Raw genomic sequence first — 11,306 nt, forward strand, 5'->3', positions numbered from 1 at the left:
GTGCGGTGCCGCCCGCGCTGGACGACCGGGTACGCCTCTACCGCAGCACGACGGCCCGCAAGCGGCTGCTCGTCGTGCTGGACGACGCCGCCGACGAGGCCCAGGTGCGCCCCCTGCTGCCCACCGGGCCCGGCAGCCTCACCCTGGTGACGAGCCGGTCGCCGCTGGCCGGGCTGGAGGCGGCGCGGGCGTACGAGCTGGGGCTGCTCGACGAGGACGAGGCCGTGGCCCTGCTCGGCGGGGTGGCCGGGCACGAGCGGGTACGCGCCGAGCCCGAGGCCGCCCTGCGCATCGTCCGGCTCTGCGGTCACCTGCCGCTGGCCCTGCGCATCGCCGGGTCCCGGCTGGCCAGGAAGCCCGGCTGGACGCTCGACCACCTCGCGGGGCGGCTGGGGGACGAGCGGCGCCGGCTCGACGAGCTCAGCGCCGGCGACCTGGCCGTGCGGGGCAGCCTCGCGCTCGGCTACCGGGGCCTGCCGGAGGCGGAGCGGCTGCTGCTGCGCGGGCTCGGCGCGCTGTCCGCGCCCGACTTCGCGCCCTGGGTGTTCGGGGCGGACCTGGAGCCGCTGGCCGAGGCGGGGCTGCTCCAGTCGCGCGGCCTGGACGAGGCGGGTCAGGAACGCTACGGGTGGCACGACCTGACCCGGCTCTACGCCGCCGAACGGCTGGCCGAGGAGGACGGCGGTTCGGCCGGCGTGCTGGCGGCCAGGGCGGGCGAGATCCTCGACCGGGCCCGGCGGGGCTGGGCGTCCCTCCTCCCCGCCGAACCCGGCACGGGCCGCACCGAGGTCCACCCGCCCGAACCCGCCTCCGACCCGGACGGGCTCTGGCGGGAGGCGACGGGGGCGGGTCCCGGGCTGGAGACGGGGTGGCTGCGGCAGGAGGCGCGGTGGCTGGGCGCCGAGCGCCGGTTCCTCGTCGCCACCGTCGCGGACTTCTTCCGGGCCCGGCTGTACGAGGCCGCGTGGCGGCTGGCCTTCTACCTGACCCCGCTCCTCGAACTGGGCGCCCACCACGACGACTGGCACGCCACGACGGCGACCGGGCTGGACGCGGCCAGGGCGGCGGGGCACCGGCACGGGGAGGCGCTCCTGCTGCGCGGCCTGGCCGACCTGCACCGGGCCGAGGGCCGTCTTGAGGCCGCCGCCGCCGCGTTGAGAGCGGCCCAGCCGCTGGTGGAGGGGCTGGAGCTGGCCCGCATCACGCTCCGCCTGGGCCTGGTCCAGGCCGCGACGGCCACCGGCCCGCACGCCCGGGAGACGACCGGCCCTCACCGGGAGTGGGCCACGGGGCCGGGCGCGGGCGATGCACGGGCGGGTACGGGGGGTGTGCGGTCGGGGCGGGTGCGGGAGGCTGAGCGGGCGTTCGTGCGGGCCTTGCGGGTTTTCGAGGAGGCCGGGGACCGGCGCGGGCGGGCGGACGCCCTGCGTGCGCTCGGCGCGTTGCTCGGCGACGAGGGCCCGCTGAGCGAGAGCCTGGCCGCCTACCAGGACCTGGGCGACCCGCGAGGCGAGGCGGAAGCGCTGCTGGAGCTGGCCAGGCTGCACCTCGCCGCCCGCCGCCACACCCAGGCCCGCGAGTGCGCGGAGCGCCGCCTGCGCATCAACCGCCGCCTCGGCGACCGGTTGCCGGAGGCGGTGGCGTTGCTCGTACTGGCCGAGATCGCCGGGCTGGAAGGCGCCCCCGAGGCGGCCGAAGGGGCGGCGCGGGCGGCGCTGGAGACGTTCACCGCGTACGGCGACCGCAGGAGCGCGGCGCGAGCCCGGCTGGCGCTCGCCCGGGCCGCACTCGACCTCGATCACCTAGATCGGGCGGTTGAGACCCTGATGCGAGCTATGGGAGAGTTTGACGGCCTCGGCGACGAACACGGCAAGGCCGAGGCCGAACGGCTCGTGCGGGAAGTCGATAGGCGGCGTGGTCAGCGGATATAGCGGACTATGCACATCCTGAAGGTCGCTTCCGTACGGTGAGGGACACATTCCCGACGACGAAGGTGACCACATAATGCGAAAGACGATCGCGCTGGCTGTCGCGGCCGTCGCGCTGACGGGATGCGGCATGATGCCCGGCCAGCAGGGCGGAGGCGGCGAGGAGCGGCAGTCGCAGGCCGCCGCGGCGACGGAGGGTCAGCCGGCCGACCAGCAGACCACCGCCCCGGCGGAGCAGCAGCAGACCGCGCCCCCGCAGGACACCAAGGTGATCGCCAGCCGCGAGGTCAAGGCCGGCTCGGGCGACACGTACGGCAAGGCGAAGGTGGAGATCACCGCCCTCAAGCGCCAGGGGCGCACGGTCAGCCTCAACTGGACCGTCACCGCGACCGACGGCAAGGTCAACATGCACAACGGCATGGGCAGTGCCGTCCTGGACTTCACCGTCTCGGGCGTCTCCCTGATCGACCCGGTCAACGCCAAGCGCTACCGGGTGGCCCGCAACGGCACCGGACAGGACGCGGAGTGCGTCTGCTCCGGCACGCAGGGGCAGTTCCTGGAGTCGGGGGAGGCGGTCACGCTGTACGCGGTGTTCGCGGCGCCACCGGCGGACGTCACGAAGATCAATGTCGAGATGCCGATGATCGGCGTGCTCACCGATGTTCCGATCTCTTAGCGTCGCGCTGACCCTCGTCCTGTCCCCGACCCCCGTGCCGTCCGCGCCCTCCGACGCGACGGGCGCGGTGGAGAACCTGGTGCTGCCCGTCGAGGACATCATCGGCGAGGTCGAGTCGATGGACGGCACCGAGAGCGAGACCAAGCAGGGGCGGCAGGTGACGGTGGCGGTGACCAGCGACGTGCTGTTCGCGCTGGACAAGTGGCAGCTCACCGCCAAGGCCCGGCAGCGGCTGGCGAAGGTGGCCGCGAAGGTCGAGGCCGAGGCCGCGGGCGGGGTCGTCAAGATCGAGGGGCACACCGACGACCAGGGCACCGACGCCTACAACGTCACGCTGTCGCAGCGGCGCGCGCAGGCCGTGCAGACGGTCATGCGGGGGTTGCTGACGACCGCGGGCGTGACCCTGGAGGCGAGCGGGTACGGCGAGAGCCGGCCCAAGTGGCCCAACACGGTCGAGGGCAAGCCGGTGGAGAAGAACCGGGCCAAGAACCGCCGCGTCGAGATTGTCTTCACCGCCAAGCAGTGAGCCCGCCAGGCGGCGGGCCCCTGAGCGGTGAGCGCCCCGCCGGGCGTCAGTCGCCCTGCAACTGCCCCAGCCGTACGTTGATCGTCTGTGTCGTCCCGTCCGACCGGAGGACCCCCACCCGGGCCCGGTCTCCCGGCCTCAGGGTCGTGATGGTCTCGGCCAGGAGTGCCATCGTCGGCGTCTTCGTGCCGTTGATCGAGACGATCACGTCACCGGGCCGGATCCCGGCCTTCGCGGCGCCGCTGCCCGCCTCGACCGTGACCACCCCGACCCCGCTCGGCTGCCCGTCAGAGCCGATGACCGTGCTGCCGCGGATGCCCAGCGCGGCCCGGTGGCTGTTGGTGACCTTGCCATCCTTGACGATCTGGCGGGCGATGTCGGTGGCGGTGTTGCTCGGGATCGCGAAGCCGATGCCCGGTGCGGCGCCCCCGCCCAGGTCGGGGTCGGTGGCCGCGAGCGTCGGGATGCCGATCACCTGCCCCGACAGGTCCACGAGGGCTCCGCCGCTGTTGCCCGGGTTGATCGCGGCCGAGGTCTGGATCGCTCCGGCGATGGTGGCGCCGGGAGAGCCGGGGTTCTGCGGTTCGGTGACCGTACGGCCGAGGGCCGAGACGATGCCGTTCGTCACGCTGCCCGACAGGCCCAGCGGGTTGCCCATGGCGAGCACGATCTGCCCCACCCGCAGTTTGGACGAGTCGCCGAACCGCGCGGGACGCAGCCCGTCGGGCCGCTCCACTTTGATCACCGCCAGGTCCCCGGCGGCGAAGGACTTGACCAGCCGGGCCGGTCGAGGGGCGCCGCCGGTGGCGATGGTGACGTTCATCTCCTTGGCCTGGCCGACCACGTGCGCGTTGGTGACGATGTGGCCCTTGGAGTCGAACACGATGCCGGAGCCCAGCCCCACCTTCGTGGTGATCTGCACGATGGACGGCAGGACATCCGTGATGACCCGCTCGAACGCCGCCTCCAGCGCCTGAGGGGAGGCCGTCGGTGAGGCCGGCGGCGTCGTGCCCGGGGTGGCGGGCCCCGTGGTGGTGGGCCCCGTGGCAGTCGGACTCGTGGCGGTGGGCACGGGGGACGGCGTGGCGGTGCCGGTGGACGTGGGAGGAGGCCCGCAGCCCGCGACCAGTACGGCTGCGGCGGCCAGTCCCGCGACGATCTCCCTCATGGGAGATGACTGCCCAGCTCAGCTCGAAAGATACGTTTCCCGGACGTTTCGCCTGCTCAGCTTGCCTGTCGGCGTACGGGGCAGGGTCTCCCGGTACTCGATCACCCGCGGATGTTTCAGCCTGGCCAGCCGGGGCGCGCAGTGCCGCAGCAGCTCGGCCGTGAGCTCCTCCCCGCCCGAGATCCCGGCCGCCGGCTGGACGAGGGCCACGACCTTGTGTCCCCACTCGGGATCGGGTACGCCGATCACCGCGACGTCGGCCACGGAGGGATGTTCGAGCAGGGCGGCCTCGATCTCGGCCGGATAGATGTTGACCCCGCCGGAGATGATCAGGTCGGTCCGCCGGTCCAGCAGGTACAGGTAGCCGTCGTCGTCGAGGTAGCCGATGTCGCCGGGCGTGTAGTCGCGGCCGCGCATGGCGGCCGCCGTCTTGCCGGGGTCGCCGTGGTACTCGAAGCGGTTGATCCCGCCGATGTACACGAGCCCGGGCGCGCCGGGCGCGACCTCCTCGCCGTCCTCCCCGACGATCGTGAACGACATCCCGTCCAGCGCCTTGCCGACCGTGCCCGGCCGGTCCAGCCACTCCTGGGACGACACCATGGTGGCCACCGCCGCCTCCGTGGAGCCGTAGTACTCCCACACCACGGGACCCAGCCAGTCGATCATCGCCTGCTTGGTGGCCGGCGGGCAGGGGGCGGCACCGTGGTAGAGGTGGGTGAGGGAGGACAGGTCGTACCTCTCCCGGTCCGGCACCGCCAGCAACCGGTGGAACATCGTGGGCACCATGAACGCGTTCGTCACCCGATACCGCTCGATCAGCTCCAGCGCGGCGGCGGCCTCGAACCGGTCGGGCGCCACGATCGAGTGCCCGAACTGCAGCGCCATCATGGCCTGCCCGTACGGCGCCGAGTGGTAGAGCTGCGAGCACACCAGGTGCACCCCGCCCATCGGCAGCCCGAAGTGCCGCCAGCTCTTGCGCATCAGGATCGGGTAGAGCTCCTCCGGCGTCAGGTCCAGCAGCCGCCGGCGTACCCCCTTGGGGCGGCCGGTGGTGCCGGAGGTGTAGAGCATCATCGACCCGGCCCGCCGGTGGCCGGGCGCGGTGGCGGGCTGGTCCGCGACGAGCTCGCCGACCGTGAGAGCGTCCGGGGAGATCACCACCTTGGCCCCGCAGTCGGCCACGATGTACTCGATCTCCTCGGCGGTGAAGTGCCAGTTGACGGGGACCAGGTAGACCCCGATCTGGTACGTGGCCAGCATCATGGTGAGGGCGTCGAGCCCGTTCTTCAGCACGGTCACCACGCAGTCACCGGGACCGGCTCCGCGCGAGGTCAGGCCGTTGGAGGCCCGGTTCACCCGGTCGAGCAGCGCTCCGTACGTCGTGCCCTCGTCACCGAGGAGGGCGGGGCGTTCAGGGTCGTTGGTCGCGATCTCATAGAAACCCCTCATGTTGGCAGACCTTACAGAATTAGATTCTGCTGGGGGAATAGAGGAATTATCCCGCTCCTTCGTGACGTAACCTCAAGGCCATGGCGGACGACGGCGACCAGAGACGAACGTATGAATCACCCACCACTCCGTTCCGCAAGATCGTCCTGCCCGCGGAGGAGACGGTCAAGATCACCCGTCCGCCCGCGCCGGAGTCGTCCAGCCCGGTAAAGCCGCAGAGCAAGGGCTCGGCTCAGTCGCCGACGCAGCCGCCGGCCCAGTCACCGGCCCAGTCACCGGCCCAGTCACCGGCCCAGCCGTCGGCCCAGTCGCCGACGCAGTCACCGGCCAAGTCGCCCGCTCAGCCGTCGAAGCAGCCTCCGGCCAAGGCTCCGGGGCAGGGTCCCGTCCAGGGCGCGGGTTCGGGTCCGAACTCCGGCCCGCAGTCAGGACCCAAACCGGGGTCGAACCCGGGGCCGAACCCGGGCCCGGGCCCGACGCAGACCGCGGGCCCCGGCGCGGGGCCGGGGCAGGGCGCGAGACCCGGGCAGGGCTCGGGGCCGGGACAAGGTGCGGGGCCTGGGAACGGCGCGGGGCACGGTATGGGGCCTGGGAACGGCTTGGGGCAAGGTGCGGGGCCTGGGCTGCCGCAGCAGCAGTTCGGGCAGCCCCCGTCGCGGACCATGGCGCCGCTGCCGCCCCCGCCGCCGCCGCGCCGCCTCGGCGACATCCCGATCAAGGCCGTCTACCTCCTCGGCGCCATCCTCGCCACGGTGCTGGCCGTGCTGCTGGTCTTCGTGGTGTTCTCCGGCGACGTGCCGACCCGGCAGCAGGCGGACGAGCAGGTGGTCCCGGTCGCGCCGGTGCCCAGCAGCTCGGCGGCCCCCACGCCGTCGGTCAGCCCGACCCCCACCGAGAGCCCGATCGTGCTGCCCCCGGTGCCGGCGAGCAAGAAGTACGCGACGCTGTCCGGCACGGCGTCCCTCGTCACCGGTGTCATCACCGACAAGACCGTCGGCATCACCTATCCGAGGCTGGGCTCGCCGTGGAAGGCCAAGTCGTTCCCGCCGTTCTCGATCGCGCAGCGGATCGGCAAGGTGGCCATCCCGCACACCGTGATCGCCTCGGCGATGTACCCCGGCGAGTCGCCCGAGAAGAAGCCCAGCTCGAACGCCGACTACCGCGACATCGCCACCCAGGCCGCCCGCTGGTCGATCCGCACCCAGTACCCCAAGGGCGCCACCCTCCAGTGGACCGCCTCGCAGAAGATCCCGGTCGGCAAGGGCTGGACGCTCGGCTACAAGGTCACCTACACCTTCGGCGGCAAGGAGCAGGAGGCCCAGGCGATGGTGACGATCATCGAGGTCGGCAAGACCAAGCCGGCGATGCTCATGGCCTCGATCCCCGAGACGAACAAGACCCGCTGGCGCGACCTGAACACCCTCGTGCAACAGGTTCGTCCGCTCTAACCGGCCACTATGCCAGAAGCATCCTCTAGAATATGGTTCTGGGCATGCACCCAGACCTGGCTGGAGGATGAGCAATGGCTATCGGGTTGAGCGAGGAGCACGAGGCGCTCCGCGAGTCGGTGAGCGGCTGGGCCGAGCGGAACATTCCCTCGGAGTCGCTGCGCGCCGGAGTTGAGGGGCGCCCCGCGTTCTGGTCCGGCCTCGCCGAGCAGGGGCTGCTCGGCCTGCACGTGCCCGAGGAGTACGGCGGCTCCGGCTACGGGCTGCTGGAGGCGGCCGTGGCCGTCGAGGCACTGGCCGAGCGCATGGCCCCCGGGCCGTACGTGCCGACCGTGCTGGCCAGCGCCGTGATCAACGCCTCCAAGCGCCCCGAGCACCTGGAGTCGTTCGCCGACGGCACCCTGACCGGCGCCGTCGCGCTGACCGGCGCGCTGACCGGCACCCGCACGGAGGACGGCTCCCTGATCGTCTCCGGCACGGCCGAGCCCGTGCTCGGCGGCTCGCTGGCCGACTCGCTGGTGCTGCCGGTCGCCACGGCCGACGGCGAGGAGTGGGTCCTCGTCGACGCCTCCTCGGCCACCGTCACCGAGGTGAAGTCGCTCGACCTCACCAGGCCGGTGGCGAAGGTGGAGCTGTCGGACGTGGTCGTCCCCGCCGAGGGCATCCTGGGCGGCGTCGAGAGCACCGACGTGCGCAACATCGCCGCGATCCTGCTCGGCGCCGAGGCGGCGGGCCTGGCCTCGTGGTGCGTCACGGCCGCCGCCGACTACGCCAAGGTACGCGTCCAGTTCGGCCGCCCGATCGGCCAGTTCCAGGGCATCAAGCACAAGCTCTCCCGCATGCTCGTGGCCCTTGAGCAGGCCGGGGCCACCGTGTGGGACGCCACCCGCGCCCAGGGCAAGGAGCTGGAGTTCGCCGCCGCCGTGGCCGGGGTCATGGCGCCCGACGCCGCCGTGCAGTGCGCCAAGGACGCCATCCAGACCTTCGGCGGCATCGGCTACACCTTCGAGCACGACGTACACCTCTACTATCGCCGCGCGCTCACCCTGCGCGCCCTGCTCGGCTCCTCCGCCGAGTGGGCCGCCACCGTGACCGCGCTGTCCCTGCAGGGCGTCTCCCGCGAGATGGAGATCGACCTGCCCGAGGACGCCGAGGAGCTGCGCGAGTCGCTCCGCGCCGAGATCGCGGAGATCGCCCAGCTGGAGGGCAAGGAGCAGAAGCGGGCGCTGGCCGGCCGCGGGTTCGTCATGTCCCACCTGCCCAAGCCGTGGGGCCGCGACGCCAAGCCGCTGGAGCAGGTGCTGATCGCGCAGGAGCTCAAGGCCGCCAAGGTGCGCCTGCCGGCCATGATCATCGGTGCCTGGGTGGTGCCGTCCATCGCCATGTACGGCACGCCCGAGCAGCAGGAGCGCTTCCTGCCCAAGACGCTCAGCGGCGAGATGATCTGGTGCCAGCTCTTCTCCGAGCCCGGCGCCGGCTCCGACCTGGCCTCGCTGCAGATGAAGGCGGAGAAGGTCGAGGGCGGCTGGCGGCTCAACGGCCAGAAGATCTGGACCTCCGTCGCCCATGTCGCCGAGTGGGGCATCTGCATCGCCCGCAACTCGAACGAGGGCTCCAAGCACGAGGGCATCACGTACTTCCTGGTCGACATGAAGGCCCCCGGCGTCACCGTCAGGCCGCTGACCGAGATGACCGGCGAGAACCTGTTCAACGAGGTCTTCCTCGACGACGTCTTCGTGCCGGACGACCTGGTCGTGGGCGAGGTCGGCGAGGGCTGGAAGGTCGCCCGCAACACGCTGTCGAACGAGCGCGTCTCGCTGTCGTCCGGCTCGGGCGGCACCGGCGCGTCGGTGCCCGACCTGCTGGGCCTGGTCGGCCGGCTGGGGCGGGAGCTGACGCCGGTGGAGGCGCAGCAGGTGGCCGAGGTGGTCTGCGAGGGCCACTCGATCAACGCGCTGTCGCTGCGGGTGACGCTCAAGCAGCTCGCCGGGGGCGAGCCGGGCGCGGACGCCTCCGTACGCAAGCTGCTGTCCACCTCCCACGCCCAGCACGTCTCCGAGACCGCGGTGGACCTGCTCGGCCCGGCCGCCGTGATCGCCGCGGACATGAAGCTCGGCGACGCCGGCTACTGGAACCGGGCGGTGCTCGCGACCAGGGCGATGACCATCTACGGCGGCACCACGGAGGTGCAGCTCAACATCATCGGCGAGCGCATGCTGGGCCTGCCCAGGGACCCCGAGCCCGGCAAGTAACACATGTGACCCCGCGGCGGCTACTCTCCCCTGTGCCTGGAATGTCCGGGAGCAGGGGAGAGGCGGTGTTCGTGACCCGCGGGAGGGAGTGGCTCGCGCGGCTGGCCCCCGCGCTCCTGGGCGCCGGCCTGGCGGCGCTGGCGCTGGGGCCCGCCCTGGGCTGGGGGCTGGTGCTCCGCTACGACCTGCTCTTCGTGCCCAGTGCCCCGCTGCTGCCGGACCGGGGTGGCTTTCCCCGTGCCGTGCCCAGTGACCTGGTCGTGGCGCTGCTGTCGCGGGTGCTGCCCGTGGAGATCGTGCAGAAGGGGTTCCTGGTCGCGATCTTCATGCTGGCCGCGTCCGGCGCGGCGGCGCTGGTGCCGCCGGAGCGCCGGCTCGCGCGGCTGGTCGCCGCCGCCTGCTATGCCTGGAACCTCTATCTCGCGCAGCGGCTCATGCTCGGCCAGTGGGCGCTGCTGCTCGGCGTGGCCGGCCTGCCGTGGGCGGTGCGGGCCGCCGGCCGGGGCCCGGCCCGGCTGCTCCTCGCGCTGATCCCGGCCGCGATCGGCGGGTTCCAGGCGATGCTGGTCTCGGCGCTCACCCTGCTGCCGGTCGCCGTCGCCCGGCGCAGGACGCTCGTGACGGCCGGGGTCCTGGTCCTGCTCAGCCTGCCCTGGGCGATCCCCGCGCTCGGCTCGGGGGCGGTCACGGACCCGGCCGGGGTGGACGCGTTCGCCGCCCGGGCCGACGGGCCGTTCGGCGCGCTCGGCAGCCTGCTCTCCCTGGGCGGCATCTGGAGCGCCGACGCCGGGCTGCCCGGCCAGGAGACCTGGTGGACGGCCACCGCGCGGCTGCTCCTCGTGGCCGCGGGCCTCTACGGGTACGCGAGGCTCCGGTCAGAGCGGCCGGAGTGGTGGGGCGGGCTCGCCGTGGCCGCCGCGGGCGGGTTCTGCGTGGCCGCGCTGGGGGCGTTCCCGGCGGGGCGAGCGGCGCTCAGGTGGCTCATCACGCTGTGGCCGGGGTTCGGGCCGCTGCGCGACGGCCAGGTCTACCTCGCGCCACTGGCCCTGCTGGTCGCGGTCGGCCTGGCCGGCGTCCTGCGGTCGGGCGCGTCCGCCGTGGTGGGGATCCTGGCGCCGGTGCTGGTGCTGCCCACGCTGGCGTTCGGGGCGTTCGGCCGGCTGGCGGCGGTCACGTACCCGCCGGACTGGGTGGCCGTGCAGCGGATCGTCAACGGCGATCCCGCGCCCGGAGCGCTGCTGTCGCTGCCGTGGGGCGCGCACCGGTCCTTCGCCTGGAACGGCGGGCGGATCGTGCTCGACCCGGCCACCAAGCTCTTCGAGCGACGGGTGCTCTGGGACGACACGCTCTACGTCGGGCTGCCGGACGGCGGGCGGTTGCGGGTGCGCGGCGAGGCCCCGCTCAACCGGCGCGCGGGCGACCTCCTGGCCGCGGGCGACTACGCGCGGCTCCCGGCCCGGTACGTGCTGATGCCGGCAAGTCAGAACGGGTTCCTACTCGTTCAGGCAGGCTGGAAGACCATTTTCCGCGGAAAAGAGCTCCACTTGCTGCGGCGTTGACCGGCTGTTTTGTGATATACCGGAGAGTAACTTGCTTTATCACGGTTTGACCAATGTTATGGATTCGAGCCGGAACACGTTCTAGTCTCGGCACACTGCGCCACTGATCGGAAGGGAGTGCTCTGTTGTTGCGACTTCTCGTGGCCCTGGCCATCGGAGCTCTGCTGGCGGTCGGAGCCTCCGTCGCGGTGGTCAACGTGGCATCGCCCTCTCTGACCCCGCCGAACCAGCCGTTGTACAACTACGGCACCAGGTGATCCTTCCCGCTTAAGGGGCCATCCCAGCTCGACAGCACGGAGG

At 72.5% G+C, this 11,306-nt stretch carries 9 protein-coding genes; 7 read left to right on the forward strand and 2 right to left on the reverse strand.

All coding sequences use genetic code 11. From position 1 onward, the window contains the following. The 3 genes from ACTWPW_RS30790 to ACTWPW_RS30800 all read left to right on the forward strand — a co-directional run. Window positions 1-1,931, forward strand: a 1,931-nt coding sequence (locus tag ACTWPW_RS30790; RefSeq protein WP_443170680.1) for an NB-ARC domain-containing protein, incomplete at its 5' end; no start/stop codon positions are given. A gap of 73 nt (window positions 1,932-2,004) precedes the next feature. Next, the gene (locus ACTWPW_RS30795; RefSeq protein WP_375112867.1) at window positions 2,005-2,604 is read left to right on the forward strand and encodes a hypothetical protein; all 600 of its coding nucleotides are present in this window, start codon (window positions 2,005-2,007) and stop codon (window positions 2,602-2,604) included. Beyond that, complete coding sequence (locus tag ACTWPW_RS30800) at window positions 2,588-3,130, forward strand: OmpA family protein (protein ID WP_375112868.1); 543 nt, start codon at window positions 2,588-2,590, stop codon at window positions 3,128-3,130. The genes ACTWPW_RS30795 and ACTWPW_RS30800 overlap by 17 nt, the downstream gene beginning before the upstream one ends. A gap of 46 nt (window positions 3,131-3,176) precedes the next feature. Here ACTWPW_RS30800 and ACTWPW_RS30805 read toward each other — a convergent pair whose 3' ends face one another. Beyond that, window positions 3,177-4,298 (reverse strand): S1C family serine protease, encoded by a 1,122-nt coding sequence (locus ACTWPW_RS30805; protein WP_375112869.1) that lies wholly within the window; start codon window positions 4,296-4,298, stop codon window positions 3,177-3,179. Window positions 4,299-4,316: 18 nt separating this feature from the next. Next, a complete protein-coding gene (locus ACTWPW_RS30810; protein ID WP_443170681.1) occupies window positions 4,317-5,747 on the reverse strand; it encodes an AMP-binding protein in 1,431 nt (476 codons plus the stop codon). Window positions 5,748-6,346: 599 nt separating this feature from the next. On the opposite strand from ACTWPW_RS30810, the gene ACTWPW_RS30815 reads away from it, so the two are divergent. From ACTWPW_RS30815 to ACTWPW_RS30830, 4 genes are all read left to right on the forward strand, one after another. Further along, the gene (locus ACTWPW_RS30815; protein ID WP_375112872.1) at window positions 6,347-7,195 is read left to right on the forward strand and encodes a hypothetical protein; all 849 of its coding nucleotides are present in this window, start codon (window positions 6,347-6,349) and stop codon (window positions 7,193-7,195) included. Window positions 7,196-7,269: 74 nt separating this feature from the next. After that, window positions 7,270-9,447 (forward strand): acyl-CoA dehydrogenase, encoded by a 2,178-nt coding sequence (locus ACTWPW_RS30820; protein WP_443170682.1) that lies wholly within the window; start codon window positions 7,270-7,272, stop codon window positions 9,445-9,447. Window positions 9,448-9,512: 65 nt separating this feature from the next. Further along, window positions 9,513-11,006 (forward strand): hypothetical protein, encoded by a 1,494-nt coding sequence (locus ACTWPW_RS30825; protein WP_443170683.1) that lies wholly within the window; start codon window positions 9,513-9,515, stop codon window positions 11,004-11,006. A 125-nt stretch (window positions 11,007-11,131) separates the two neighbouring features. Beyond that, window positions 11,132-11,263 carry a hypothetical protein gene (locus ACTWPW_RS30830; protein ID WP_260477562.1) on the forward strand — a complete coding sequence of 44 codons (132 nt, stop codon included), beginning with the start codon at window positions 11,132-11,134 and terminating at the stop codon, window positions 11,261-11,263. Window positions 11,264-11,306 lie beyond the last annotated feature (43 nt).

The sequence above is a fragment of the Nonomuraea sp. KM90 genome (genome assembly GCF_052246675.1).
Classification (GTDB): domain Bacteria; phylum Actinomycetota; class Actinomycetes; order Streptosporangiales; family Streptosporangiaceae; genus Nonomuraea.